Raw genomic sequence first — 25,282 nt, 5'->3', positions numbered from 1 at the left:
GCGCCGCGACACTGGCCGCCGCAACGAAACCGCAACACGACGGAATTCCCGATGAACCTGCTGCTGGTGGAAGACGACACGATGCTGGCCGAGGCGCTGTGCGCCGGCCTGCGCGCGCACGGCTTCCGCGTGGACACCGCCGGCGACGCCGCGCTCGCGCGCACCGCGCTGGTCGAACACGATTTCGATGCGGTGCTGCTCGACCTCGGCCTTCCCGGCAGTTCCGGCCTGAGCGTGCTGTCGTACCTGCGCGGCCGGTACGACGCCACGCCCGTGATCATCCTCACCGCGCGCGACAAGCTCAGCGACCGCATCGCCGGGCTCGATGCCGGTGCCGACGACTACATCGTCAAGCCCTTCCAGCCAGACGAACTCTTCGCGCGCCTGCGCGCGGTGATGCGCCGCACGCAGGGCCGCGTGTCGCCGGTATTGAGCTGGCACAACATCGTGCTCGATCCCGCGCGCCGCGAAGTCACCCGCGACGGCACACCGGTGTCGCTCAGCGCGCACGAGTTCCGCACGCTGCTGCTGCTGATGGAACGCCAGGGCCGCGTGGTCACGCGCGAACAGCTGGAAGAGGCGGTGTACGGAAGTTCCGGCACCATCGAAAGCAACACCATCGCCGTGTACGTGCACCAGCTGCGCCGCAAGCTCGGCGAGCAGCTGATCGTCACCGTGCATGGGCAGGGGTATCGCATCAACGGTGGAGCGCCGGCATGAGGACGCGTTCGCTGCGCTGGCGGCTCACCTGGGTGTCGGTGAAATGCGTGCTGGTCGCGTGGCTGGTGTGGCTCGGCTGCCAGGCGTGGCAGCTCTCGCGCGCGCACTATGGCTTCTGGGACGAGTCGCAGCGCGAGGTCGCCGCGCAGATCCTCGAATCCATGCCCGACGGCCTGCAAAGCCTGCCGGCGCGCGAACGTCCCGCGGTGCCGGCCGGCCATCGCGATCACAAGATGAGCTGGCAGGTGTGGGCCAGCGGCCGCAACGTCGTGTACTCCGTCGCCGCGCCGGACGAACCGCTCAAGCCCGATTTCCGCGACGGCTTCGCACGCCGCAGGATCGCCGGCCAGGTCTGGCACGTGTACAGCCTGTCCGATCCACGGCGCGGCCTGATCGTGCAGGTCGGCCGTTCGAAGGAAATGATCGCCAACGAGATCGCGCGCTGGGTCGGCCTGAGCCTGCTCGCCGCGGGGCTGATCTTCGTGCTGTTCGTGCTGACGGTGTGGGTGGTGATCGGCCGTTCGCTGCGGCCCGTCGCGGCACTGCGCGACACGCTGCGCGCGCGGTTGCCGCTGGACCTCACGCCGTTGCAGGCGCCGGGACTTCCCACCGAATTCAGCCCGCTGGTCGATGCCTTCAACGACCAGCTCACGCGCGTGGACCAGGCGGTGCAGAACGAACGCCGCTTCATCGCCGATGCCGCGCACGAGCTGCGCACGCCGCTGGCGGTGCTCAGCGCGCATGCCGACCTCGCGCGCCGCGCCGCGACCGAAGAGGAACGCGACACCGCGCTGCGCCGCCTCAGCGCCGGCGTGGCGCGCGCGTCGCGTCTGTCGGAGCAGCTGCTCGATCTCGCCCGCCTTGACGCCGAAACCGCCGCGCCCGCGCTGGTACCGCTGGACCTGGCGCCGCTGCTGGTGCTGGTCGTGCGCGATTTCGAACAGCTCGCGCGCGAGCGCCAGCAGCGCATCGGCCTGCAGACGGAGGACGGCCGCATCCTGGGCGACGTCGACCAGCTCGGCATCCTCATCCGCAACCTCGTCGACAATGCCGTGCGCTATGCCGGCGAAGGCGGTCGCATCGAGGTGATGTGCCGGCGCGACGTGCGCGACGGCGTCGGCGGCGTCGCGCTGTGCGTGGCCGACGACGGTCCGGGTGTCGCGAAGGAAGAGCGCGAGCGCATCTTCCACCGCTTCTACCGCGCCAATGGCGGCGCGAACGGCCTGCACCGCAGCAGCGGAAGCGGCATCGGCCTGTCGCTGGTGGCACGCATCGCGCGCACGCACCATGCGCGCATCCACGTCGAGGATGGGCTCGACGGTCGTGGCCTCGCCATCACGGTGTTCTTCCCGGCCGCCTGAGCAGCACGCGGCTGCTGACAGGACCCTGTCAGCAGCGCCCGGCGATCCTGCCGGCGTGCGATCGGCACGCCTGGACGGAGCAACGCCATGGGTTCCACCTTAGACGCCGTCCTGGGGCATCCAGTCCTGGAGCCGGCCTGGCGCCGGCAGCGGCGGCTGTTCCTGCAACTGGCCGCGATCGCGCAGACCGCGTGGCTCGCACCGATGCGCGCGGCTGCACGCGCGCCCGGCATCGAGCAGAGCGCGAACCCGATGGACACCCCGCCCCGCAACGACGGCCGGCACGATTTCGATTTCCTGCACGGGCGCTGGCGCATCCGCAACGAGCGGCTGAAACAGCGCCTCGCGGGCGCCACCGACTGGGAGATCTTCGACGCGACGCAGGTCTGCCAGCCGTTGCTCGGCGGCATGGGCAACGTCGACGATTTCGTCAGCGAATGGATGCGTCCCGGCACGGACGAGCGCTTCATCGGCATGACCCTGCGCCTGTTCAGCCCGGAATCGCGGCAATGGTCGATCTATTGGGCCGGCAACCACGACGGCGTGCTCGATCCGCCGATGACCGGCGCCTTCGCCGACGAAGCCGACGGCACGCGTACCGGCACCTTCTTCGGTACCGACGAACACGAAGGCCGACCGGTGCGCGTGCGCTTCCGCTGGAGCCAGGCCAGCGCCAACACCGCGCACTGGCAGCAGGCGTTCTCCATCGACGATGGCGTCACCTGGGAAACGAACTGGCACATGTGGTTCCGCCGCACGGGCGACGACGGCCGTCTGCTGCACGAGGACAACGTCATCGAACTGCGCCAGTACACCATGCAGCCCGCGCGCCGCGACGAACTCATCGACCTGTTCGAGCGCGAGTTCATCGAGCCGCAGGAAGCGGTGGGCATGCACGTCATCGGGCAGTTCCGCGATCTCGACGCGCCCGACCGTTTCGTGTGGCTGCGCGGCTTCGCCGACATGCCGGTGCGTGCCGAAGCGCTGGACGGCTTCTATTCGGGCCCGATCTGGAAGCGCCATCGCCAGGCGGCGAACGCGACGATGGCCGACAGCGACGACGTGCTGTTGCTGCGTCCTGCCCGCGTGGACTCGGGATTCGCGCAGCCATCGAAAGCCCGCCCCGCATCGAACGAAGCGACGACAAATGCCGGACTGATCGAAGCAGGAATCTGCCTGCTCGATCCGCCGGCGCACCAAGGCTTCCCCGAACGCTTCAAACGCGAGCTGGCGCCGCGCCTGCGCGCGGCCGGCGCCGAGCTCATCGGCGTCTACGTCACGCACGGCAGCGCGAACACCTACCCGCGACTGCCGGTGCGCGAAGGCGAACAGGTGCTGGTGTGGTTCGCGCGCTTCGACGACATCGACGCGCACCATCGCTACGAAACCGCATTGCTCGCCGATGCCGCGTGGCGCGAGGCCGTGGCGCGGTCGCTGCTCCACGGACTGAAGCAGCCGCCGCAACGGTTGCGCCTGTCGCCCACGCCGCGATCGGAGCTGCGTGCGTGACCGGCATCGCGCCATACGCCGGCGTGCAGCCGGAACGGCACGTTGAGCACGACGCGGCGGCGCGCGATCATGGCGCATGCGCCGCGCCGACCGCCTCTTCCTGCTGATCCATGCCCTGCGTGGACGCCGTTCCGCCCTCACCGCGCAACGACTGGCGCAGGAGCTCGGCGTCTCGCTGCGCACGGTGTACCGCGACGTCGCCGACCTGCAACGTTCGGGCGTTCCGATCGAGGGCGAGGCGGGCGTGGGTTACGTGCTGCGCAAGGGTTCGGACATCCCGCCGCTGATGTTCACGCCCGACGAGCTCGAAGCACTGGTGGTCGGCACGCGGTTCGTGCGTGCCTTCGGCGGCAACCGGCTCGGACGCGAGGCCGCGGCGGCGCTGCTGAAGATAGAAGCGGTGCTGCCGCCGGAACTGCGCGAGCGCAGCGAACGCACGCGCATCTTCGCGCCGGAAGTGGACCGCCTGGAAAACAGCGGCCTGATCGACGACCTGCATGCCGCCGTGACCGGTTCGCTGGTGCTGCGCATGAATTATCGCGACAACGACGCGCGCGCGACCGAGCGCGAGATCGAACCGCTGTGCCTGGCCTTCTGGGGCGGCAGCTGGACGCTCGGCGCGTGGTGCCGCTTGCGCGGCGATTTCCGCAACTTCCGACCGGACCGGATCGTCGAGTTCTGGCCGACGGGGGAGACGTTCGCGGAGACGCGCGAGCGTGGGTTGGCGGCGTATATGAAGGCGGTGCAGGGGTAGGGGTTGTTGTAGCCCGGGTAAGCGGAGCGCACCCGGGGCCGAACGTGGCGGATCCCCGGGTGCGCTCCGCTTACCCGGGCTACAAAGGCATCGCTTGCCGTGCGCCTGGAGAACTACGGCCGCATCGACCCCGACTCCAGGAATCGCTGGTGCCACGACAGCGCCTCGCCCAGCAGGTGCGGCGTGTGCTTTCCGAAGCTCTCGCGGCACGCGCGGTCGAAGTAGTCCTGCAGCAGCGGACGATAGTCCGGATGCGCGCACCGCTCGATCACCCGCTGCGCGCGCTGCTTCGGCGAAAGGCCGCGCAGGTCGGCCAGGCCCTGCTCGGTGACGATCACCATGACGTCGTGCTCGGTGTGATCGACGTGGCTGGCCATCGGCACGATCGACGAAATCGCGCCGTTCTTCGCCGTGCTCGGCGACATGAACACCGACAGGTACGCATTGCGCGCGAAATCGCCGCTGCCGCCGATGCCGTTCATGATCTTCGTGCCGGCGACGTGGGTGGAATTGACGTTGCCGTACAGGTCCACCTCGATCATGCCGTTCATCGCGATGCAGCCCAGGCGGCGCACGAGTTCGGGATGGTTGGAGATCTCCTGCGTGCGCAGCACGATGCGCTCGCGGTAGTAATCGACGTGGTCGAGGAATTCGTCGATCGCCGCCGGACTCAGCGAGAACGACGTCGCCGACGCCATGCGCAGCACGCCGCGCTTGAGCAGGTCGAGCATGCCGTCCTGGATCACCTCGGTGAAGGCGGTCAGGTCGCGGTAGCCCGCTTCGCCCAGCCCCGCGAGCACCGCGTTGGTGATGTTGCCCACGCCCGACTGCAACGGCAGCAGCTGCGGTTGCAGCCGGCCGCGGCGGACTTCGTGCGCGAGGAAGTCGAGCAGGTGCGTGGCGATCTGCCGCGAGGTCGCATCCGGCGGGGTGAACGGCGAATTGCGGTCGGGCGCGTCGGTGTCGACGATCGCGATGATCTTCGCCGGATCGCAGCGCAGCCACGGCTCGCCGATGCGGTCGTCCGGATGCAGCAGCGGAATCGGCTTGCGGTTCGGCGGCAGCGCGGTGCCGTAGTACACGTCGTGCATGCCTTCCAGCGCCGCCGGCTGCCAGCGGTTCACTTCGAGGATCACGCGGTCCGCCTGCTCCAGCCACGTCTTGTTGTTGCCGAGCGAGGAGGACGGCACGAGGTGGCCGTCTTCGGTGATGCCGCTGACCTCGATCACCGCGACATCGACCGCCCCGAAGAAGCCGAACCACGTGTGCTGCGCGACGTGGCTCAGGTGCATGTCGATGTAGTGCAGGTCGCCGGCGTTGATGCGCTCGCGCAGGTGCGGGTCGGACTGGTACGGCAGGCGCAGCTCGATGCCCTGCGCGCGGGCGAGCACGCCGTCCAGTTCGGGCGCGGTGGAGGCGCCGGTCATCACCTTCACGCGGAAATCCTCGCCGCGCGCGTGCGCCTGTTCCATGCGCGCCGCCAGCGCCTGCGGCACCGCCTTGGGGTAGCCGGCGCCGGTGAAGCCGCTCATCGCGACGGTCGTTCCAGGCTGGATCAGGGCGGCGGCGTGCTCGGCGGACGTGCGCTTCTCGCGCAGGCCGGCGTGGCGGATGCGGTCGTTCATGGGGGCGATGCGGGGCGGGGGAACCGGCAGTCTAGACCCGCGCGCAACGCCGGGCTTTTCGCGACGATGCGGCTTGTTTGCCGCGGCTGGCCGGCCGGTGCGCGCGCCTTTAACCTGCGCGTCGGAACCCGCCGGAGACGCCCGCATGCCCCTTGCCCTGTTCGCGATCGCCATCGGCGCCATCCTCGGTGCGTGGGCGCGCTGGGGCCTGAGCGTCTGGCTGAATCCGACCCACCACGCGGTGCCGCTGGGCACGCTGGCGGCGAACCTGGTCGGCGGCTACCTGATCGGCCTCGCGGTGGCCGGCTTCGCCAACGCGCCGCAGCTGGCGCCGGAATGGCGGCTGTTCGTGATCACCGGGCTGCTCGGCGGGCTGACCACGTTCTCGACCTTCTCGGCCGAAACCGTCGACCTGCTGCAACGGCAGGCCTACGGCTGGGCCTTCGGCACGATCGCGCTGCACCTGCTCGGTTCGCTGGCGATGACCGGGCTGGGGCTTTGGACGGTGAAGATGATGGTGCGCTGATCTTGCCGTTGTAGCCCGGGTAAGGCCGAAGGCCGTACCCGGGTGAGGCATGGCCCCGCGCTACAAACGCAGGGACGTCAGATCACCCGCAACGTGATCGCCTTCAACACCGCACGCGTGCGATCGCGCGTGCCGAGCTTCTCCAGGATCACCGACACGTAGTTCTTCACCGTTCCCTCGGCGAGGAACATCGCGCGCGCGATCTCCTTGTTGGAATACCCGCCGGCCAGCAGCCGCAGGATCGCGACCTCGCGCGCGGTGAACGTCTCGCGTGGCGCTTCCTGCTGGTGGAACTGGTAACGCGCGCGCACCGGGTCGGTGCTCACCGGCTGCAGCAGTGTTTCGCCGGCGGCCACGCGCGCGATCGCCTCGCGCAGGTCTTCCGGCGCGGCGTCCTTGAGCAGGAATCCCTGCGCGCCGGCCTCGGTCGCCTGCAACAGCAGCTCCGCGTCGTCGAACGTGGTGAGCAGCAGCACCGGCGTCGCATCGCCGCGCGCGCGCAGCTGCCGCAGCGCTTCGATTCCGTCCATGCCGGCCATGCGGATGTCGCTGAGGATCACGTCCACGGGTGTCTGCGCGATGCGGTCGAGCAGCTGCGTGCCGTCGTCCGCCTCGAACGCGATGGCGATGCCGTGGCGTTCGAGCAGCGCGCGCAGTCCGGCGCGGACGATGGCCTGGTCGTCGGCCAGGGCGATGCGCAACGCCGTCATGCGGGCAGGCTCGCATCGATGCGCAGCGCGCCGCGTTCGGAACGTCCGAGCGTGAGTTGTCCGCCGGCGGCGACCACGCGTTCGCGCATGCCCGACAAGCCGTTGCCCTCGCGGATCGCGCCGCGCAGGTGGCCGTCGTCCTCGACGCGGATGCGCAGACGGTCGCCGTCGCGATCGAGCCACACCCGCACGAAGTCCGCATCGGCGTGGCGCGCGCTGTTGGTCAGCGCTTCCTGCACCAGGCGCAGCACCGCTTCGGCCGTAGCCGGGTCGGTCACGCGGACCGAATCGGCGACCTGCAGCCGCAGCGCCGGTCGCGGCAGCGGCGCGGCCAGCGCGCGCAGCGCAGTGCCCAGGTCGAGGCCGCGATCGTCGCGCATCGCCTGCACGATGCCGCGGATGTCGCTGAGCAGTTCGGTCGACAGCTGCTGCGCGATCGCGATTTCCGCCCGCCCCGCGAATACCGGATCGGCCGCGAGCGCACGCAGGTTCAGCGTCATCGCGGTGAGCTTGTGGCCGGCGACGTCGTGCAGTTCGCGCGCCACGCGCAGGCGTTCGTTGTCGCGCGCGCTGTCGGCCAGCAGCGCGCGCGTGGCGAGCAGGTCGGCGTTGACGCGCGCGAGCTGGTCGCGGGCACGTTCGGCGCTCACCGCATACCACGCGCACATCGCGGCGAAGAGCTGGAAACCGGCATGGATCATCACCACGGTGAGCGGCGCGCGATGGCCGTCGTTGCGCAGCACGAACCAGAAGCCGACGTCGGCCGCGATCACCGCCATCGCCGTGATCCGCAGCGGCGTGTGCGCGGCCATCACCGCGGTCCACACCACCAGCAGCACCGGCGCGACGGACGGGCGCGGGTCCAGCCACACCAGGGTCAGCGCGATGGCCGGCATCAGCGTGAGTTGCACCGGACGCAGCCAGGTGCGACGCGGCCACAGGTCGCACGCGAGCAACAGGCCCGCGTAGGCGGCGAGCAGCGCGATGGCCCACGGCAGGCGGTCGGGCGGCATCCAGCGAAAGGCCATGCCGACCGCGACCAGCGTGAACAGGCCGGCGAGGTTCAGCGGTTGCAACAGGCGGCGCAGGCGTTCGTCCATGGCGACATGCTGCGACCGCGCCGGCGGGGCGCGCAATGGATCCGGCGACGAAAGTGACTTCCGGCAGGTCGCGGCGATGACCGCGGGCACTGCGGTCGCGCGGCGGCGGCGCGCATCGTGACCACACCGACAACCCTTTCAACCGGGCCGCCGCCATGACCGCCTATCAGATGCTCGTCGCCGTGCACGTACTCGTGGGCGTCGTCGCCCTCGTGACCTTCTGGACCGCCGGCCTGCTGCGCAAGGGCACGCCCGCGCATCGCAACACCGGGAGCGTGTACCTGTTGGCGATGGCCGGCATCGTGCTCACCGGCGCGCCGATGGCGATCGTCCGCTGGGTCGACGGGCACGGCGTCACCGCCGCGTTCCTCGGGTACCTCGTGGTGATCACCAGCACGGGCGTGTGGGTGTCGTGGCGCGCGATCCGCGACAAGGCCTCGGCCGTGCGCTTCACCGGGCCGGTGTACGTCGTCTTCGCGGTGCTGTCGCTGCTGTCCGGCGCGGGCGTGCTCGCGCTGGGAATGAAGGTCGGCGCGCCGCTGCTGATGGGCTTTTCCTCGGTCGGCCTGTTCACCGGCGCGCTCATGCTGCGGCGCCGCGTGCAGCGCGAGCGCCTCGGCGCGAAGCCGCGCTGGTGGATGGTCGAGCACTACACCGCGATGATCGGCAACGGCATCGCCACGCACATCGCCTTCCTCGGCATCGGCCTGCCGCGGCTGCTGCCGTCGGTGGACGGCACGGTGCTGCATTACCTGTCGTGGTTCGGGCCGCTGGCGATGGCGATTGTGGCCAAGCTCGTGCTCGACCGCCGCTGGAAGCCGCGCCCAGCGCATGCGCCTTCGGGCGCGCCCCGCCCGCAGCATGCGTGAAGGCCTCATGCCGATGCGTCATGTCGCGCTGACGAAACGTTGCAGCGAAAACGCCGCCGAATAACCCGCCGTTTACTTCCGCCGCGTGCCGATCGCCTACCAATGGCCGCACGACGACCCGGGAGAGACGACATGCGGATCAGCATCATCGGCGCCGGCTTCAGCGGTTGCGCACTGGCGACGGAACTGGCGCGCGCCGCGCCGGCGGACGTGGACCTGCGGCTGGTCGGCGTGCCGGAAAGCTTCGGTCGAGGCGTCGCCTATGGCGAGGCGCGGCCGGAGCACCTGCTCAACGTGCGCGCACGCGACCTCGGCGCCACCGCCGATCATCCGGGCGAGTTCGCCGACTGGCTCAACCTGACCGAACGCGCGCGCACCACTTTCCTGCCGCGACTGGTCTACGGCGAATACCTGCACTCGCGCCTGCACGCCGCCGCGCAGCTGTCGCTTGCGAGCTTCAACCGCACCGGCCAGGAGGCCATCGCGATCGATCGCGAAGGCGCCGCGTTCCGCGTGCACCTGGCCGACGGTTCGGATTTCGTCAGCGACCGCGTGGTGCTCACCGTCGGCGCGCTGCCGCCGCAACCGCTGGCGGGCATCGGGCCGCGCCTGGCGGTGCATCCCAGCTACATCGCGTGGCCGTGGCAGAACGGGCTGGACGGCATCGGCGCGATCGACCACATCACGCCGAACCAGCGCGTGCTCATCATCGGCACGGGGCTGACGATGGCGGACGTCGTGGCGACGCTGCATCGCCGCGGCCATCGCGGGCCCATCACCGCGCTGTCGCGGCACGGGTTGCTGCCGCAATCGCACACCGAGGAGCCGTCGCCGCCGATCGCGCTGCCGCCGACGGTGCTGCAGGCGATCAACACGCACGACCTGCGCGAGCTGGTGCGCGCGCTGCGTGCGCTGACGCCGATCGTGCCGGACTGGCGAAGCCTGATCGATGCGCTGCGGCCCTACCTGCAGGGATTCTGGCGCGGCCTGCCGGCGCCGCAGCGCGCGAGGTTCCTGCGGCATCTGCGATCGCATTGGGAAGTCCTGAGGCATCGCCTCGCGCCGACGCTCTCGCGCGAACTGGAAGAGATGCGCGTGCGCGGACGTTTGCGCGTGCGTGCCGGAAGGCTGTTGCGCGCGCGCCGCACCGGCGATGCGGTGGAGGTGCTGATCCGCGAGCGCGGGTTCTCGCATGCGAGCCGCGAGGAGTTCGACGTGGTCGTGCGCGCCACCGGCTTCGATACGGATGTCGATCGCACGAGCCATCCGCTGATCGCGCAGCTGCGCGATTCGGGGTTGATCACGGCGGACCCGCTCGGCCTCGGCGTCGAGGCCTCGCCGCGTTACGAGGCGCTCGACGGCAGCGGCGCGCCGGTGCGCGGGCTTTACGTGCTCGGCCCGCTGCTGCGCGCGCAGCTGTGGGAAATCACCGCCGTGCCGGAACTGCGCGTCGCCGCCCGCACCCTCGCGAGACAGCTGCTCAGCGCGCAGGAACGCCATGCGAGCGTGGGAATCCGGCGTGGGATGGAGGCGCTGGCGCGGCCTTGATCAGAACCGGTGCGCGCCTTCGTAGCCCGGGTAAGCGCAGCGCACCCGGGAAGCACGCCACGCAAAAGCGCTGCGGTCCTCAGACATCCCCATCCGTCGCCCAACCCTCGCCCGTGCCGCGATTGAACACCGTGTCGGTGTCCAGCACGTTGCCGGCGGGAATCGAGTCCTGCTGCGCCAGCTTCGCGTAGATCGGCGTGAAGTCCGGACGCGTGGCATCCATCAGCTGCTCGTAGCTGTCGATGACGAAGTAGGTCTTCTGGTACGTATCGATGCGGTAGCGCGTGCGCATGATCCGTTCCAGGTCGAAGCCGATGCGGTTCGGCGCGGCGCTTTCCAGGCAGTACATCGATTCGCCCTTCGACGACACGATGCCGCTGCCGTAGATGCGCAGGCCGTCGTCCTGTTTGATCAGACCGAATTCCACCGTGTACCAGTACAGGCGCGTCAGGTTCACCAGCGCGTCCGGGCCGATGCCGTGCGCCTTCACGCCGCCGCGGCCGTAGGCCTGCATGTAGTCGGCGAAGACGGGGTTCATCAGCAGCGGCACGTGGCCGAACAGGTCGTGGAACAGGTCCGGCTCGGCGAGGTAATCCAGCTGCTCGGGCTTGCGGATCCACCACGTCACCGGGAAGCGGCGGTTGGCGAGGTGGTCGAAGAAGGTCAGTTCCGGCAGCAGGCCCTCGACACCGACGAGCTCCCAACCCGTCGCCTTGCGCAGCATCCGGTTGAGATCGTCGAACTTCGGGATGTGCCCCGGCGTCATGCCCATGGCTTCCTGCGTGCGCAGGAACTCGTCGCTGGCGCGGCCCACCAGGATCTCGCGCTGGCGCTTGAACAGCGTGCTCCACACCTCGTGGTCCGTGGACGTGTACGCCGACCACGGCTGCTCGACCACCGCCGTCGTGTACACCGGCACATAGCCCTTGTCGGTGAGCTGGTGTTCCACGCGGTTGGGGGTGCCGAGATTCATGCGCTGCTCCTGTGTCGAACTTCGACTGTAGCGGCGCGGGGGCGCAATGGGCTTGCGTTGTTGCGCTACAGGGGCGGCTGGGCGCAAGATCCTTGCGCCAGATAACGAAGAGGCGCAATCCAATGCCTGCCGTCGAACTCGACCGCACCGACCTGCTGGTGCTGGCCGAACTCCAGCGCGAAGGCCGCCTGACCAACGCCGAGCTGGCCGAGCGCGTGCACCTGTCGGCGTCGGCCTGCCTGCGCCGCGTGCAGCGGCTGGAGCGCGAGGGGGTGATCGCCGGCTATCGCGCCGAGGTCGATCCGGAACGCCTCGGCCTGGGATTGCAGGCCTTCGTCCGCGTGCAGCTTTCCCGGCACGATGCCGACGCGATCGCGGCTTTTGCCACCTTCGTGAACCAGTGGGACGAGGTCGTCGCCTGCCACGCGCTGACCGGCGACATGGACTACCTGCTGCAGATCGTCGTCCAGGACCTGGAGCATTTCTCGCGTTTCCTGCTCGACCGGCTGCTGACCCAGGCCGGCGTGGCGGACGTGAATTCGAGCTTCGTGCTGCGGACGGTCAAGGCGTTCGGCGGAATGCCATTACCCACGCGGTGAAGACGCTCAGACGCCGGGGCGGCGCCCTTCTTCCGCCAACGTCCGCGATCCGGCAATGATCATGCGCACCATCAGCGTCAGCTGACGGACCAGCTCCGGGTCCTTCTCGCGGGGCAGGTCCATGGCCGTGGCGCCCATCGCGAACACCAGGCGCGTGATCGCCTTGGCCACCAGCGCCGGCTCGCGCAGGGTCACGCCCTGCGCGGCGTTGATCTGGATGAGGCTGATCCGCAGCTCCTCCTCGAAGAAGCTGAGCTGCCGGTCGACCGCGTGCTTGAAGGCGTCCGAGCCCGCCGTGCCCTCGCGCAGCAGGATGTGCAGCAACTGGTCGTCGGCGCGCAGCTGCTCCATGAACGCCTCGACCGCGCCCCGCACCGCGCTGCGGTCGATCGCCGCGCGGACGCGGGCGGCGTCGATGATCTTCTGCAACGAAAGGCCGGCAAGATCGATCAGCGCCACCGCCAGCTCGTCCATGTCGCGGAACTGGCGATAGAAGCTGTTCGGCGCGATGCCCGCCTCGCGGGCCACCTCCCGCAGGCTGAGCGTCGACACGCTGCGGTGCGGGCCGATCAGCTTGAGCGCCGCCGCGAGCAGGTCCTCGCGCGAGATCGACGACTTTCGCCCCGCGATGTGCTCGGAATCGGCGTGGATTTGGGAGGTTGGGCTCACGGCGGCGGACACGGCGGCGGTCGGTTCCGAATCATATAGGGGATTTAATATACAGTCGTATACACATCTGTTCGCATGTCTGTATAGTGCTGGCCATGAGTGCCGTCCTCCGTCCGTCCAAGCGCCCCCGCGGTCTCCGGCGCCTCCTGCATGCCTGCGTCGCCCCGAGCGTGTTCGACTTCTGGGCGCAGCGCCTGGATCGCACCTGGACCTGGGACCGCCCGCTGGCCCGCATCGTCGAGCGCCGCGCCGAGTCGCGCGACGCCATCACCCTGGTGCTGCGGCCCAACCGCCACTGGCGCGGCTTCCGCGCCGGCCAGCACATCAACCTCAGCGCCGAGATCGACGGCGCCGCCGTCACCCGCAGCTACAGCCTGAGCGCGGCGCCCCGCGCGGACGGGCTGCTCGCGATCACGGTCAAGCGCATCGAGGGCGGCAGGCTCAGCACGCACCTGTTCGACAACGCCTGCGTCGGCGACGTGCTGCACATCGGGCCGGCGTTCGGCGAGATGGTGTGGCCGCAGGAAGCCGAGGGCGGCTGGCTGTTCCTCGCCGCCGGCAGCGGCATCACGCCGTTGATGGCGCTGGTGCGCGAACACGCCGCGCGCGGCATGCCGGCCCCGCTGACGCTGCTGTACTGGGCGCGCACCCGCGAGGAACTGTGCTTCGCCGACGAACTGCTGGCGCTGGCCGACGCGCATCCGGATTTCGCCGTGCATTGCCTGCTGACGCGCGACGCCGATGGCGAGGTCGCCCCGGCCGGTCGCCTCGATACCGCGCAGCTCGCGGCGCTCGTACCGGATGCCGCGCAGCGCCGCGTCTACGCGTGCGGTCCGTCGGGCTTCGTCGATACGGCGCGCGCGCTGCTCGGAGCGAACGCGCGCGGCTTCCACGCCGAAGCGTTCACGCCGCCGGCCCGCTCGTTCGAAGACACCGGTGAGGCCGTCGTCACCCTGCAACGCAGCGGTCGCACCCTGACCGTACCGCGTGGACAGTCGCTGCTCACGGCGCTGGAAGCGCAGGGCATCAAGCCCGCATCCGGCTGCCGCATGGGCATCTGCAACACCTGCGCCTGCGGCAAGGCCGCCGGCGCCACGCGCGATCTCGCCACCGGCGAGGTCCGCACCGAGCCGTCCTCCGCGCTGCGCCTGTGCATCAGCGCCGCCGCGGGCGACATCGAACTGGATCTGTGAGTCGAGCCCCAACGACATGACGTCCTGCAACCGCGCCCTTTCCCCCGCCGAACTCGACCGCTTCGGCGAGGAACTCGACGCCCTGCGCCAGCGCACCGTGGCCACGCTCGGCCAGCGCGACGCCGATTACATCCGCTCCATCGTCGCCTGGGTCCGCTGGACCGAAGTCGCCGGTCGCGGCCTGCTGTACCTGGGCGCGTTCTCGCTGCTGTTCGCGCCGGCGCTGCTGTGGCCGGCGTGCGCGCTCGGCGCGCTGCTGCTGGGGTTGTCGAAGATCCTGGAGAACATGGAGCTGGGCCACAACGTCATCCACGGCCAGTACGACTGGATGCGCGACCCGCACCTGGACGGCAGGACGTACGAGTGGGACATCGTCGGCACCGCCGAGAACTGGCGCCACACGCACAACTTCCGCCACCACACCTACACCAACGTGCGCGGGCTCGACGACGACATCGGCTACGGCCTGCTGCGCATCTTCCCGGAGCAGCGCTGGCGTCCGTACTACCTGGTGCAGCCGGTGATCGCGGTGGTGTTCGCGGTGCTGTTCGAGTGGGGCGTGGCGATCCAGAACCTCAAGCTCGGCCGCTGGATCGCCGGCAAGGTCACGCACCGCCAGATGTGGCGCAAGTTCGTGCCGGTGGGCCGCAAGATGGCGCGGCAGCTGGTGAAGGATTACGTCGTGTTCCCCGCGCTGGCCGGCCCGTTCTTCCTGCCGGTGCTGCTGGGCAACATCGTGGCGAACATCATCCGCAACCTGTGGACGTACACGATCATCTTCTGTGGCCATTTCACCGCCGAAGCCGAGACGTTCCCGAAGGAATGCGTACGCAACGAATCGCGCGGCCACTGGTACCTGCGCCAGTTGCGCGGTTCGTCGAACATCAGCGGCGGCTGGCTGATCGACGTGCTGTCGGGCAACCTGAGCCACCAGATCGAGCACCACTTCTACCCGGACGTGCCGGCCAACCGCTACGCCGCGATGGCGGTGGAAGTGCGCGAGATCTGCAAGCGCTACGGCCAGCACTACAACACCGGCTCGCTGCCGAAGCAGTTCGGCCAGGTGGTGTGGCGCATCGTGCGGCATGCGTTCCCGAGCCGGCCGCGGCGTACTGCGCCGCTGGTGGCGGCTAGCGAAGCGGCCTAAGCGTTCAGTCCTACGCTGTTGAGCCCCTCTCAGCTCTGCACTCCCTCGGTCGCCGCGGGGAGAGGGGCTTCAAATCATGGGCTCGCGACCTAACGCGACAGCACCCCCTGCTCCGCCAGCGCCTTGCACTGCGGATCGCGGCGCAGCTTCGACATCCACTTGCGGTCTTCCTCCTCGCAGAACGCGCGCAGCTTCGCCTGCTCGGCCTTCGCATCCGCGGCGCGCCTTGCGGCGATCGCCTCGTCCTGGCGGGCCTTCTGCCATTGCGCGATCTTCGCGCGGATCTGCGGCATCGCCGCCAGTGCGGCGCGCTCGCCTTCCATGATCGCGTTGTTGCGCTGCTCGAAATCGGCCGGGCCGATCTCGTCGACGCTCGGGCGGATCACCACATCGGCGCGCGCCAGCTCCTGCGCGCCGAGCTTCTGGCCCATGATCGTGATCGACTGGTTCACGTTGCCCAGCATGCTGCCCGGGTTCTTCCCGCTCGCCTTGCTGGAGATGTCCACCGCGATGACGAAATCCGCGCCGAGCTGGCGCGTCGCGTCCACCGGCACCGGGCTGACGACGCCGCCGTCGACGTAGTGGAACTTGCCGATCGCCACCGGCTCGAACACGCCGGGAATGCTGCTGGACGCGCGCACCGCCTGGCCGGTGTTGCCGCGCACGAACACGGTGCGGTCGCCGGTTTCCAGGTTCGTCGCCACCGCCGCGAACGGCTTGCGCATGCGCTCGATGCTCTTGCCGCCGACCAGCTGGTTCACGTAGTCCTGCAGCTTCTGTCCCTTCACCAGGCCGCCGGAGAACAGGCTGACGTCGCGGATTTCCGCCTCGTCCAGCGAGAACGCGGTCTTCTGCATCGCGAAGGCGTCCATGCCGCTGGCGTAGAGCGCGCCCACCACGCTGCCGGCGCTGGTTCCGGCGACGACTTCCGGCTGAAACCCGTTCGCCTCGAGCATCTTGATCACGCCGATGTGCGCGAACCCCTTGGCCGCACCGCCGCCGAGCGCGACGCCGATGCGGATCTTCGGCGCGGGCGCCGCCGGTGCAACGACCGCGGGAGGCGGCGTCGGCTTGACGGCTTCGCCGCCGCAGGCGCCCAGCAGCACGGCGAAGGAAGCGAGCAGGAACGGGCGCAGCGAACGGAACGGTTTCATGGACACAGGACGGAAGTGGAAGCGGTCAGCGGCGGAGGATACAGGGGCGGATGGTCGCGCCGCAGCGCATGCGAGCGGACCTTCGAGGGGGCATCGGTCAACGCAGTTCCCGGCGCACGACGAGCTTGAGGCCCGACCACACCGCATCCACCGCGCACACCTTCACATCGACGAAACCGAGCGGCAGCGCGACCTCGCGGATCGTGTCCTCGGTGATGTCGGTCGGCACCTTCGCGGCCTTCTTCGGCCATGAGACCCACACGGTCGCACCGGGCGCGAGCGTGCGCCGGCACGTGTCGAGCACGTCGGCGAGCACCGCGTGCTGCGTGCAGAACACGTGCGCGATGTCGATGTCCTTCGACAGCTTCGCCACGAAGCGAACGTCGGGCGGTAGCGGTTCCAGCAGCGCGCGGTAATTCTCCGGCGCGGCCAGCGTCCACACGCTGGCGCCGTCGCGCACGCCCAGCTTCTTCGCCAGGGGCGTGCCCGAATAGCCGCTGCCGGACGCAGAGGCCATGGCGATCAGAACGCGTTGTCGCCGTCGAGGATGCGACCGAGTCCGCCGAGCACCGAGCCTTCGCCGCGCGCCTGCCCGCCGCCCTGCGGCGCTGCCGCCAGCATGCGGCCGGCCATGCGCGAGAACGGCAGCGACTGCAGCCACACCTTGCCGGGCCCGGTCAGCGTCGCCAGGAACACGCCTTCGCCGCCGAACAGCATGCTCTTGATGCCGCCGACCGCGCGCACGTCCATCTGCACGGTGTCGTGGTAGGCCATGACGCAGCCGGTGTCGACGTCGAGGCGTTCGCCGGCGCGCAGCTCGCGCTCGACCACCGTGCCGCCGGCGTGCACGAACACCCAGCCGTCGCCTTCCAGCTTCTGCATGATGAAACCCTCGCCGCCGAACAGGCCGGTGAGGATGCGCTTCTGGAACGCGATGCCGACCGACACGCCGCGCGCGCCGGCGAGGAAGCTGTCCTTCTGGCAGATCAGGCGACCGCCGTGTTCGTCGAGCTTCATCGCCAGCACCGAGCCCGGATACGGCGCGGCGAACGCGACGCGCGCCTTGCCGCTGCCGACGTGGGTGAACATCGTGGTGAACAGGCTTTCGCCGCTGAGCACGCGCTTGCCGGCGGAGAACAGCTTGTCCATGAGGCCGCCGCCCTGCCCCATGTGGCGGCCGTCGCCGAAGACCGTGTCCATCTGCACGGTGGCGTCCTTGTACATCAGCGCGCCGGCCTCGGCGATCGCGCATTCGCCCGGGTCCAGTTCCACCTCGACGAACTGCATGTCGTTGCCGACGATGCGGAAATCGATGTCGTCGCTGCGGCGCGACGCGGCCGAGGGCGTCGGCGGCGGCAGGTGCGCCGGCTGCGCGCCGGTGGCCTCGGCGAACTCGGGCACCGAACGCACCGCCTGCCAGCCCGACAGCCCTTCGCGCCAGCACAGGTCGTCCGGATGCTGGCGCGCGTGCGCCTGCGCCGAAACGGGATCGAGCGGACCGATGCGCTGGCTGCTGCCGGCGGAAACGAAGTACCACTGGGTCATGGGAAGCGTGTCCGGGTCGGAAAGCCGCGAGTGTAGCGGCGGGGTGCGGCGGTGCATGGGTGGGAGGTCACTGCGATCGCCTGTGTCGAAGTGGCGTTCATGCAGCGATCCAGGGGCCTCCCGAAGCCCCGCGCTTCTAAGTCCCTCTCCCCCCCGGGAGAGGGGATGGGTGAGGGGCAACGAAGCCGTGACCTCGAAGCTTCATTGCGTTACAGCGCGGGGCTTTGGCGCTCTCCTTTTCCACAAGAGAGAAGAAACAGGCATCGCGGCCTTGGATCTGGCCGGGCGCCCCGACCCTCACCCCAACCCCTCTCCCGGTGGGAGAGGGCTAAAACCCTAGCCCAACGCCGCCAGCGCCGCAGCCCGTGCATGCAGCGCCGTGGTATCGAACAGGGGCACGCCCGCATCGCCTTCGCCCACCAGCAGGCCAATTTCCGTACAGCCCAGGATGATTCCCTGCGCACCTCGCGCCACCAGTGACGCCATCACGTTTCGATACGCCGCGAGCGATTCCTCGCGGATCACGCCCAGACACAACTCTTCGTAGATCACGCGATGCACCAGCTCGCGCTCGTCCGGCTGGGGCACCAGCACGTCGAGACCGTGCCGTTCGATCAACCGCTGGCGATAGAACGCCTGCTCCATCGTGAAGCGCGTCCCGAGCAGGCCGATGCGGGTGAACCCACGCGCGCGGATCGCCTCGCCGGTCGGGTCGGCGATGTGCAGCAGCGGCAACCCGCTGGCCGCTTCGACCGCATCGGCGACCTTGTGCATCGTGTTCGTGCAGATCACCAGCAGCTGCGCGCCGCCGGCTTTCAGCGAGCGCGCCGCATCGGCCAGCACGGCGCCGGCCGCGTCCCAGTCGCCGGCGTGCTGGAGCTTCTCGATCTGCGCGAAATCCACGCTGTACAGCAGCAGGCGGGCCGAATGCAGCCCGCCCAGCTGCTCCTTCACCGTCTGGTTGATCGTGCGGTAGTACGGCACGGTCGATTCCCAGCTCATGCCGCCGATCAGGCCCAGCATCTTCATCGTGTACTCCGTTGCGTTGGCGTCGCGCCGATCATCGCGGAACGGCCGCGCGCGCCAAGCCGAAAGAACCTCACTTCGCCGGCTTGCCGAACTTCCCGCCGAAGAAATCGCCCGCGTTCCACTGCGGACGCTGCGGCGCGTCGGCGATCAGCCGGCCGATGCGCGCGTTGAGCTTCGCCAGCCGCGCGGCGTCGGCCCACTGGATCGGCTGCGACAGGTCGTCGCCCGGCTGGTGGTAACGCTCGCGCAGGAACGCGTCCTGCACCGCCTTCGCATCGCCGTCGACGCCGGTGTAGCCGCCATCCAGGTACACCGCCGGCACGCCGGCGCGGATGAACGCGTACTGGTCGCTGCGCACGAAGACGACCTCCTCCGGCGCCGGATCCTTCGACAGCGACACGCCGATTTCCTTCGCCGCCTGCCGCACGATCGGCTGCAGCGTGGAGTGTTCCAGCCCGATCGGCACGACGTCCGACGTCGGCGCCAGCAGCATCGGCATGTCCATGTTCACGTTGGCGACCAGCGAATCCACCGGCACCGTCGGATTGCGCGCGAACCATTCCGCGCCGAGCAGGCCCTTCTCTTCGGCCGTCACCGCGACGAACAGCAGCGAGCGCTTCGTCGGCGTCGCCTCATGCGCGAGCCGGTTGGCCGCTTCGAGCATCACCGCGATGCCCAGCGCGTTGTCGAGCGCGCCGTTGTAGATCGCATCGCCCTTCACTTCCGCGCCGATGCCGACGTGGTCCAGGTGCGCGCTGAACACGACGTGCTCGTTCTTCAGCGCGACGTCGCCGCCGTCGAGGCGCGCCACCACGTTGCGCGAGTCCACCGGCGTGATGACGGTATGCGAGGCCAGCCGCAACGTGCCGGGCAGGTCGAACGCGCGCAGCTTGCCGTCGCGCAGGTCCTGGAACAGCCGCTTCGCGCCGTGCCCGCCAGCGGTGAGCATGGCGTCGGCATTCGCCGCCGACACCGTGGCGGTCACGCGCAGCTGCGGCCAGGTGTCGATGCCCTTGCCGTCCTCACCGCGCAGGCGCATGCCGGGACGGTTCCAGTTGGCGGCGGTGCGCGCCCACGGCGACTGCTTTTCCTCGTCGTCCGTCTGCACGACCACCAGCCCGACCGCACCGCGCCGCGCCAGTTCCTCGGCCTTGGTGCGTCGGGACGAGTAGAACGCGCGACGGTCGTTGTCGAACTTCGCCGGCGCGCCGTTGAACATCACCGCGATCTTTCCCTTCACGTCGACGCCGGCGAAGTCGTCGTGGCCCAGCTCCGGCGCGTACACGCCCTGCCCCACGAACACCGCCGGCGCGTCCACGGCGGCCTGCGCCTCGTTGAAGTTGATGCCGGACAGGAAGCCATCGCGGAAGGCGAGCGCCTGCTCGCGGCCATCGCGCACGATCGCGAAGGCATTGCCATCGGCCTGCAGCACGCCGCGCAGCATGGGCACGCGCTGGAACCAGCCACCATCGTCGCCCGCCGGCGCCAGGCCGATCGCGCGGAAGCGCTGCGCGACGTACAGCGAAGCGAGGTCGTACCCGCGCGTGCCGGCTTCGCGGCCTTCGAGCAGGTCGTCGGCGAGGAAGCGCACGTCGGCCTCGATGCGGCGCGCGTCGCTGCTGGCGCTCGCGTCGTAGGTTTCCTTCACCGGCGCCGATGCGGGCGGGGGCGGCGTCGCTTTCTGGCAGGCCGCGAGGGCCAGGGCAAGGCTGAGCAGCGCGATGCGGCGCATGGGCGGTTCCGCTGGGAAGAAGCCGGGGACGCTAGCACCCGGCTCCATGCCCGCCAAATGCCGGCCGGCCTAGGCTTGCGACGGCTCCACCAGGAACAACCCGGCCAGGATCAGCAACCAGAAGATCGCGCCGGCGACGAGCCAGATCCAGTTCGCCCAGGTGAGCCCACCGTTGGGCTCCCCCTGCGGATGGCCGCAGGCGAGGTTCGCCGCGCGCTGGATGTTCACCAGGCACCAGGCGATCGGTGCCAGCAGCAGGAACGGCAGCACGTCGGCCGTCTTCGAAACGCCCTCGGGAATACGCGAGGCGATGGCGCTGACGATGCTCAGCACCACGAACGCAGTCGCGTTGCCTCCGGGCGACCACGCATGGCGCTTGCCGTCGCGGCGCAGGCGGTCGTCGATCTCGCCGGTGAGCTGGTGCGTGAAGAAGATCGCGAACAGCGCGCGCGCCGCCGGCCACAGGTTCTGCCGCCGGAATCGCCGGTAGCGCGCCCAGTGCATGTAGAACCAGAACAGCGGGTACATCCCCAGCGTTGCGAAATACAGCAGCACGAGCTTGGTCGTGCCGGTGACGAAGAACTCGGTGCCGGCCGCTGCGGCGCGTTCGGTATCGGCCACCGGCGTGGCCGGCGGCGCGTAAAGGTTCTCGCTCATCGTGATCTCCCCTGGTGCGCCGACTCTAGCGGCGTCCAGGGTGTCGCGGCTAGGGCTCGCGACGCGGCGGGAATCGCAGCACGACCCCGTTGTCGCGGTCCGGCCGATTCCACAGCACCGGCACCCCGCGCGGCGGCGGCGGTTCCAGTTCATCGGACAGCGGCGCGATCGTCGCCTCTTCCTCGTCCTCCCAGCTGTAACGCTTGCGCGGCGGCAGCGGGTCGGTGCGGCGCAGCAGCCACGCGGCGAGCAGGCCGCCGATCGCCCCGCCCATGTGCGCCTGCCACGACACGCCCGGCTCGCGCGGCAGGATCGTCAGCAACATGCCGCCGTAGAACATGAAGGCGAGCATCGCGGCGGCGATCGAGGCGCGGTCGCGACGCAGCACGCCGAGCGCGAAGACCAGGAACATCAGGCCATGGGTGAGCCCGCTCGCGCCCAGGTGGCGCGTGCCCTCATCGCCCAGCAGCCACGCGCCCAGCCCGGAGCCGAGCCACAACAGCGGCAGTGCGCGGATCGTCGCCCTCGGATACAGCCCGCCGGCCAGCGTGCCGAGCATCAGCAGCGCGATCGAATTGGCCGCCACGTGTTCGAACGAACCGTGCAGCAGCGGCGCGGCGAGGATGCCGCGCAGGCCCTCGACCGACCACGGCTGCACCGTCCAGGCCGCGACGTCGAAATGCCCCTGCGCGCTGAAGGTCGCCAGCAGCACCAGCACGAAGGCCAGGCTCACGTTGAAGGCCCGCAGCCAGCGGCGCTTGTCGGCGGTGCGCTGCTCGGGGGTGTCGGGGACCGCTTCGGGCGTGGGCAGGTGCATGCGAAGGACATTGACGCCGCCGCCGGGGATTGCAAGGCCGGCCGTGCGGACTTCTGAATCCCGGATTCCGCGGCTCCCGGGCGGAAAGCGCGGGCGTTGCGCCCCGACCCCGTAAAATGCCGCGATGAACGCTCCCCTGCCCTCCGTACGCCTCAAGAACGCCTGGAAATCCACCCACCCCTGGATCTTCCAGCGCCTGGTCGACAAGCCCGCCCAGCGGCCCAAGCCCGGCGCCATCGTCGACGTGCTGGGCGTGGACGGCGACTGGATCGGCCGCGGCTTCTACAACGGCCACTCGCGCATCGCCGTGCGCATCCTCGAAACCAATCCGGACATCGACGTCGACGCCGGCTGGTTCGCGCGCAAGATCGCCGCCGCGGTCTCGCTGCGTCGCGACGTGCTCAAGCTCGATGAGGTGAGCGACGCCTGGCGTGTCGTGCACAGCGAAGGCGACGGACTGTCCGGCCTGGTCGTGGACCGCTACGGCGACCTGCTGGTGGTGGAGTTCTTCAGCGCCGGGATGTTCCGCCATCGCGAATGGATCTACGACGCGCTGAAGGCGCAGTTCCCCGGCTGCCGCTTCTACAGTTTCGCCGACGAACACGTGCAGAAGCAGGAATCCTTCGATTTCCGCGGCACCGAACCCGTGCCGCCGGCGGTGATCACCGAATACGGCATCAAGTTCCGCGCCGATCCGGCCGGCGCGCACAAGACCGGCTTCTTCGCCGACCAGCGCGAGAACCGCCAGTGGCTGTCGCAGCAGGTCGAAGGCAAGACGGTGCTCGACCTGTGCTGCAACACGGGCGGTTTCGCCGTGTATTCGGCCGTGCGCGGCGCCACCGAAGTGCTGGGCGTGGACATCGACGCCGACGTGATCGAGATCGCCAAGGGCAACGCGAAGCTCAACAACGTGCGCCCGCGCTTCGTGCAGGCCGACATCTTCCCGTGGCTGCGCGACGCCGGCCTGCGCGGCGACCGGTACGACGTGGTGATCCTCGATCCGGCGAAGATGACGCGCGATCGCGAGCAGGTCATCCCCGCGCTCAAGAAGTACCTGGACATGAACAAGCTGGCGCTGGGCGTGGTGAAGCCCGGCGGCCTGTTCGCGACGTTCTCGTGCACGGGCCTGGTCAGCGAGGACCAGTTCCTCGACATGCTGCGCCGCGCCGCGTACTACTCCGGCCGCACCGTGCAGGTGCTGAAGGTCGCCGGCGCCGGCGCCGACCACCCGTGGCTGGCGCAGGTGCAGGAATCGCGCTACCTCAAGGCGGTGTTCTGCCGCGTGGTGGATTGAGGCGCCCTGCCCCGCATCGCGCGTGGCGCGGGATTTCCCGACGCCATGTCGCGCATTTGTCCGAACGTCGGTAGCCGTTCCGGATCTCACCGCATGAGACCGCGGCCGATACACTGCAAGTCGTACCAACCCGCAAGAGGCGAAGCTCCATGGACACGCTGATCATCGCGGCAGGCGCCGTCATCGTGCTCATGCTGATGTACGTGGCCTGGCTGCTCACGCGGCTGGCACGGGGCCAGGGCGATGGTGCCTCGAACGCGGAACTGGTCGCGCTGCGCGACGCCGAGCGCGCCAAGGCGATCGAACTGTCCGCGTTGCAGGTGCGTCTGGCCGAGCGCGACGCCGACCTCGCCACCCGCGCCGACGAACTCGCACGGGCGACGCGCGAACGCGACGAAGCCGCCGCGCGCGCCGAACGCCAGTCCGCCAGCGCCGTCGAGATCGCGGCGAACCTGCGCGCCCGCGACGCGGAGCTGGCCGATCTGCGCGCGCGCCTGGACGCCGAACGCGGCGAAGCGTCGGCCCTCCGCGCCGAACTCGTGCAGCTGCGCGAGCGCACCGCGCAGGCCGAGGCCAACCTCGCCCATGCCGAGCAGGCCAAGGCGGAGATCAAGGGCTTCCTCGAGAACGCGCAGTCGAAGCTCTCGGCGACGTTCGCCGAACTCGCCGGCAAGACCTTCGAAGAACGCGGCGCGCAGTTCGAGAACAACGTGCGCACCGCGACGCAGCAGTCGAAGTCGGACATCGAGACGCTGCTCAAGCCCTTCGCCGAGCAGCTGAACGTCTTCCGCAACCGCGTGGATACGATCTATGGCGAAGAGGCGAAGGAACGCGCCGCGCTCGCGGGCGCCGTCAACGAACTCAAGACGCTCAACCAGGACATGGCCGAACAGGCCTCGGCGCTGACGCGCGCGCTGAAGGGCAGCGCCAAGGTGCGCGGCGACTGGGGCGAACTGATGCTGGAAAGCGTGCTGCGCGGTTCCGGCCTGGAGGAGGGCACGCACTACGACCGCCAGGCCTCCAGCGAGGACGACGAAGGCCGCCGGCTGCGCCCGGACGTCGTCGTGCGCCTGCCGGGCGACCGCCGCATCGTCGTCGACAGCAAGGTGAACCTCATCGACTGGCAGCAGGCGATGAACGCCGAAACGCCGGAAGCGCACGAGGACGCGCTGCGCCGTCACGCCGTCGCGCTGCGCCAGCACATGAAGGATCTGGCCGAGAAGAACTATCCGAAGGCCGTGGGCGATTCCGCGCTCGAAGTGACCGTGGCGTTCGTGCCGATCGAGGGCGCGCTGTCGGCCGCGCTCGGCTCGGACGCGACGCTGCAAACCGACGCCTTCGCCAAGGGCATCGTGTTCGCCTCGCCCAACACCCTGATGGCCGTGCTGCGCGTGATCGAGCGGCTGTGGACGCGCGACAAGGTGCAGCGCGAAGCCATCGAGATCAGCAAGTCGGGCGGTCTCCTGCTCGACGCGCTGCAGAACTTCCTTGCGGAGTTCGACCTGGTCGGCAGGAAGCTCACCGACGCGCATACCGCTTTCACCGATGCGCGCAGCAAGCTCTCCGAATCCCGCAACGCGGTCATTCCGCGTGCGCGACGTCTCGTCGAACTGGGCGTCAAAGGCAAGAAGGCGCTCTCGGCCGAACTGGAACCCGAGGAGACGATTCTCCCGCTCGCACTGGAGCGCACCGGTTCGGAGGAGTGAGGTCGCGAACCGCATTCGGGCCACTCGCCACGCCGGCAGACGCCG

General features: G+C 69.6%; 24 protein-coding genes. 12 read left to right on the top strand and 12 right to left on the bottom strand.

Annotated elements, in window-relative coordinates; translation table 11 throughout:
- The first annotated feature begins 51 nt into the window (after positions 1-51).
- The 4 genes from I4U41_RS14670 (at position 52) to I4U41_RS14655 (ending at position 4,344) form a co-directional block, all read left to right on the top strand.
- A complete protein-coding gene (locus tag I4U41_RS14670; protein ID WP_206861916.1) occupies positions 52-720 on the top strand; it encodes a response regulator transcription factor in 669 nt (222 codons plus the stop codon).
- Complete coding sequence (locus I4U41_RS14665) at positions 717-2,081, top strand: sensor histidine kinase (protein WP_206861915.1); 1,365 nt, start codon at positions 717-719, stop codon at positions 2,079-2,081. Before I4U41_RS14670 ends, I4U41_RS14665 begins: the two co-directional genes overlap by 4 nt.
- Before the next feature lie 87 nt (positions 2,082-2,168).
- Positions 2,169-3,590, top strand: a complete 1,422-nt coding sequence (locus I4U41_RS14660; RefSeq protein WP_206861914.1) for an NIPSNAP family protein — start codon at positions 2,169-2,171, stop codon at positions 3,588-3,590.
- A 76-nt stretch (positions 3,591-3,666) separates the two neighbouring features.
- Positions 3,667-4,344 carry a helix-turn-helix transcriptional regulator gene (locus I4U41_RS14655; RefSeq protein WP_206861913.1) on the top strand — a complete coding sequence of 226 codons (678 nt, stop codon included), beginning with the start codon at positions 3,667-3,669 and terminating at the stop codon, positions 4,342-4,344.
- Between the two features lie 113 nt (positions 4,345-4,457).
- Here I4U41_RS14655 and scpC read toward each other — a convergent pair whose 3' ends face one another.
- Entirely contained in the window at positions 4,458-5,969 is a 1,512-nt protein-coding gene (scpC, locus tag I4U41_RS14650) for a succinyl-CoA:acetate CoA-transferase ScpC (protein WP_206861912.1), read from the bottom strand.
- Positions 5,970-6,114: 145 nt separating this feature from the next.
- Here scpC and crcB point away from each other — a divergent pair, with 145 nt between their 5' ends.
- The gene (gene crcB / locus I4U41_RS14645; protein ID WP_206861911.1) at positions 6,115-6,495 is read left to right on the top strand and encodes a fluoride efflux transporter CrcB; all 381 of its coding nucleotides are present in this window, start codon (positions 6,115-6,117) and stop codon (positions 6,493-6,495) included.
- A gap of 77 nt (positions 6,496-6,572) precedes the next feature.
- Here the strand turns inward: crcB and I4U41_RS14640 are convergent, their stop codons facing one another.
- On the bottom strand, positions 6,573-7,205 hold the full coding sequence (locus I4U41_RS14640; protein WP_206861910.1) for a response regulator: 633 nt from the start codon (positions 7,203-7,205) through the stop codon (positions 6,573-6,575).
- Positions 7,202-8,305, bottom strand: coding sequence for a sensor histidine kinase (locus I4U41_RS14635; RefSeq protein WP_206861909.1), 1,104 nt, complete (start codon positions 8,303-8,305; stop codon positions 7,202-7,204). The genes I4U41_RS14640 and I4U41_RS14635 overlap by 4 nt, the downstream gene beginning before the upstream one ends.
- 155 nt (positions 8,306-8,460) lie before the next feature.
- On the opposite strand from I4U41_RS14635, the gene I4U41_RS14630 reads away from it, so the two are divergent.
- Both I4U41_RS14630 and I4U41_RS14625 read left to right on the top strand, forming a co-directional pair.
- A complete protein-coding gene (locus I4U41_RS14630; protein WP_206861908.1) occupies positions 8,461-9,174 on the top strand; it encodes a hypothetical protein in 714 nt (237 codons plus the stop codon).
- Between the two features lie 132 nt (positions 9,175-9,306).
- The gene (locus tag I4U41_RS14625) at positions 9,307-10,722 is read left to right on the top strand and encodes an FAD/NAD(P)-binding protein (RefSeq protein ID WP_206861907.1); all 1,416 of its coding nucleotides are present in this window, start codon (positions 9,307-9,309) and stop codon (positions 10,720-10,722) included.
- Between the two features lie 79 nt (positions 10,723-10,801).
- Here the strand turns inward: I4U41_RS14625 and phhA are convergent, their stop codons facing one another.
- Positions 10,802-11,695, bottom strand: a complete 894-nt coding sequence (gene phhA / locus I4U41_RS14620) for a phenylalanine 4-monooxygenase (RefSeq protein WP_206861906.1) — start codon at positions 11,693-11,695, stop codon at positions 10,802-10,804.
- Positions 11,696-11,817: 122 nt separating this feature from the next.
- On the opposite strand from phhA, the gene I4U41_RS14615 reads away from it, so the two are divergent.
- Positions 11,818-12,294 (top strand): Lrp/AsnC family transcriptional regulator, encoded by a 477-nt coding sequence (locus I4U41_RS14615; protein WP_206861905.1) that lies wholly within the window; start codon positions 11,818-11,820, stop codon positions 12,292-12,294.
- 6 nt (positions 12,295-12,300) lie between these two features.
- On the opposite strand, the gene fabR is transcribed toward I4U41_RS14615, so the two are convergent.
- Positions 12,301-12,945: an HTH-type transcriptional repressor FabR gene (gene fabR, locus I4U41_RS14610; protein ID WP_206862117.1), complete on the bottom strand. Its 645-nt coding sequence runs from the start codon at positions 12,943-12,945 to the stop codon at positions 12,301-12,303.
- A 113-nt stretch (positions 12,946-13,058) separates the two neighbouring features.
- Here fabR and I4U41_RS14605 point away from each other — a divergent pair, with 113 nt between their 5' ends.
- Both I4U41_RS14605 and I4U41_RS14600 read left to right on the top strand, forming a co-directional pair.
- Positions 13,059-14,156, top strand: coding sequence for a ferredoxin reductase (locus I4U41_RS14605; protein WP_206861904.1), 1,098 nt, complete (start codon positions 13,059-13,061; stop codon positions 14,154-14,156).
- Between the two features lie 16 nt (positions 14,157-14,172).
- Positions 14,173-15,303: a fatty acid desaturase family protein gene (locus I4U41_RS14600; protein ID WP_206861903.1), complete on the top strand. Its 1,131-nt coding sequence runs from the start codon at positions 14,173-14,175 to the stop codon at positions 15,301-15,303.
- 89 nt (positions 15,304-15,392) lie between these two features.
- Here the strand turns inward: I4U41_RS14600 and I4U41_RS14595 are convergent, their stop codons facing one another.
- The 7 genes from I4U41_RS14595 to I4U41_RS14565 all read right to left on the bottom strand — a co-directional run bounded on the left by I4U41_RS14595 (position 15,393) and on the right by I4U41_RS14565 (position 22,237).
- Positions 15,393-16,457 carry a patatin-like phospholipase family protein gene (locus tag I4U41_RS14595; protein WP_206861902.1) on the bottom strand — a complete coding sequence of 355 codons (1,065 nt, stop codon included), beginning with the start codon at positions 16,455-16,457 and terminating at the stop codon, positions 15,393-15,395.
- Between the two features lie 97 nt (positions 16,458-16,554).
- Entirely contained in the window at positions 16,555-16,974 is a 420-nt protein-coding gene (locus I4U41_RS14590; RefSeq protein WP_206861901.1) for a DUF3052 family protein, read from the bottom strand.
- A 5-nt stretch (positions 16,975-16,979) separates the two neighbouring features.
- Positions 16,980-18,002: a TIGR00266 family protein gene (locus I4U41_RS14585; RefSeq protein WP_206861900.1), complete on the bottom strand. Its 1,023-nt coding sequence runs from the start codon at positions 18,000-18,002 to the stop codon at positions 16,980-16,982.
- A gap of 336 nt (positions 18,003-18,338) precedes the next feature.
- Positions 18,339-19,031, bottom strand: a complete 693-nt coding sequence (locus I4U41_RS14580; RefSeq protein WP_206861899.1) for an aspartate/glutamate racemase family protein — start codon at positions 19,029-19,031, stop codon at positions 18,339-18,341.
- A 70-nt stretch (positions 19,032-19,101) separates the two neighbouring features.
- Positions 19,102-20,763: a M28 family metallopeptidase gene (locus I4U41_RS14575; protein ID WP_206861898.1), complete on the bottom strand. Its 1,662-nt coding sequence runs from the start codon at positions 20,761-20,763 to the stop codon at positions 19,102-19,104.
- A 69-nt stretch (positions 20,764-20,832) separates the two neighbouring features.
- Positions 20,833-21,420, bottom strand: a complete 588-nt coding sequence (locus I4U41_RS14570; RefSeq protein WP_206861897.1) for a hypothetical protein — start codon at positions 21,418-21,420, stop codon at positions 20,833-20,835.
- 49 nt (positions 21,421-21,469) lie between these two features.
- Positions 21,470-22,237, bottom strand: a complete 768-nt coding sequence (locus I4U41_RS14565) for a rhomboid family intramembrane serine protease (protein ID WP_206861896.1) — start codon at positions 22,235-22,237, stop codon at positions 21,470-21,472.
- Positions 22,238-22,361: 124 nt separating this feature from the next.
- On the opposite strand from I4U41_RS14565, the gene I4U41_RS14560 reads away from it, so the two are divergent.
- Positions 22,362-23,531, top strand: coding sequence for a class I SAM-dependent rRNA methyltransferase (locus tag I4U41_RS14560; RefSeq protein WP_206861895.1), 1,170 nt, complete (start codon positions 22,362-22,364; stop codon positions 23,529-23,531).
- A 149-nt stretch (positions 23,532-23,680) separates the two neighbouring features.
- Positions 23,681-25,237: a DNA recombination protein RmuC gene (locus I4U41_RS14555; RefSeq protein WP_206861894.1), complete on the top strand. Its 1,557-nt coding sequence runs from the start codon at positions 23,681-23,683 to the stop codon at positions 25,235-25,237.
- Positions 25,238-25,282 lie beyond the last annotated feature (45 nt).

The sequence above is a fragment of the Lysobacter changpingensis genome, assembly GCF_017308985.1.
In the GTDB taxonomy this organism is placed as follows: domain Bacteria; phylum Pseudomonadota; class Gammaproteobacteria; order Xanthomonadales; family Xanthomonadaceae; genus Lysobacter_J; species Lysobacter_J changpingensis.
This window is presented reverse-complemented; position numbering and strand designations above follow the sequence as displayed.

Coding starts and splice junctions, on each gene's coding strand:
- crcB (WP_206861911.1), top strand. CDS start 6,115: ATGCCCCTTGCCCTGTTCGCGATCGCCATCGGCGCCATCCTCGGTGCG.
- I4U41_RS14670 (WP_206861916.1), top strand. CDS start 52: ATGAACCTGCTGCTGGTGGAAGACGACACGATGCTGGCCGAGGCGCTG.
- I4U41_RS14655 (WP_206861913.1), top strand. CDS start 3,667: ATGCGCCGCGCCGACCGCCTCTTCCTGCTGATCCATGCCCTGCGTGGA.
- I4U41_RS14575 (WP_206861898.1), bottom strand. CDS start 20,763: ATGCGCCGCATCGCGCTGCTCAGCCTTGCCCTGGCCCTCGCGGCCTGC.
- I4U41_RS14665 (WP_206861915.1), top strand. CDS start 717: ATGAGGACGCGTTCGCTGCGCTGGCGGCTCACCTGGGTGTCGGTGAAA.
- I4U41_RS14660 (WP_206861914.1), top strand. CDS start 2,169: ATGGGTTCCACCTTAGACGCCGTCCTGGGGCATCCAGTCCTGGAGCCG.
- I4U41_RS14615 (WP_206861905.1), top strand. CDS start 11,818: ATGCCTGCCGTCGAACTCGACCGCACCGACCTGCTGGTGCTGGCCGAA.
- I4U41_RS14600 (WP_206861903.1), top strand. CDS start 14,173: ATGACGTCCTGCAACCGCGCCCTTTCCCCCGCCGAACTCGACCGCTTC.
- scpC (WP_206861912.1), bottom strand. CDS start 5,969: ATGAACGACCGCATCCGCCACGCCGGCCTGCGCGAGAAGCGCACGTCC.
- I4U41_RS14590 (WP_206861901.1), bottom strand. CDS start 16,974: ATGGCCTCTGCGTCCGGCAGCGGCTATTCGGGCACGCCCCTGGCGAAG.
- I4U41_RS14565 (WP_206861896.1), bottom strand. CDS start 22,237: ATGCACCTGCCCACGCCCGAAGCGGTCCCCGACACCCCCGAGCAGCGC.
- I4U41_RS14570 (WP_206861897.1), bottom strand. CDS start 21,420: ATGAGCGAGAACCTTTACGCGCCGCCGGCCACGCCGGTGGCCGATACC.
- I4U41_RS14585 (WP_206861900.1), bottom strand. CDS start 18,002: ATGACCCAGTGGTACTTCGTTTCCGCCGGCAGCAGCCAGCGCATCGGT.
- I4U41_RS14630 (WP_206861908.1), top strand. CDS start 8,461: ATGACCGCCTATCAGATGCTCGTCGCCGTGCACGTACTCGTGGGCGTC.
- I4U41_RS14635 (WP_206861909.1), bottom strand. CDS start 8,305: ATGGACGAACGCCTGCGCCGCCTGTTGCAACCGCTGAACCTCGCCGGC.
- I4U41_RS14640 (WP_206861910.1), bottom strand. CDS start 7,205: ATGACGGCGTTGCGCATCGCCCTGGCCGACGACCAGGCCATCGTCCGC.
- I4U41_RS14595 (WP_206861902.1), bottom strand. CDS start 16,457: ATGAAACCGTTCCGTTCGCTGCGCCCGTTCCTGCTCGCTTCCTTCGCC.
- I4U41_RS14625 (WP_206861907.1), top strand. CDS start 9,307: ATGCGGATCAGCATCATCGGCGCCGGCTTCAGCGGTTGCGCACTGGCG.
- I4U41_RS14560 (WP_206861895.1), top strand. CDS start 22,362: ATGAACGCTCCCCTGCCCTCCGTACGCCTCAAGAACGCCTGGAAATCC.
- I4U41_RS14605 (WP_206861904.1), top strand. CDS start 13,059: ATGAGTGCCGTCCTCCGTCCGTCCAAGCGCCCCCGCGGTCTCCGGCGC.
- I4U41_RS14555 (WP_206861894.1), top strand. CDS start 23,681: ATGGACACGCTGATCATCGCGGCAGGCGCCGTCATCGTGCTCATGCTG.
- I4U41_RS14580 (WP_206861899.1), bottom strand. CDS start 19,031: ATGAAGATGCTGGGCCTGATCGGCGGCATGAGCTGGGAATCGACCGTG.
- phhA (WP_206861906.1), bottom strand. CDS start 11,695: ATGAATCTCGGCACCCCCAACCGCGTGGAACACCAGCTCACCGACAAG.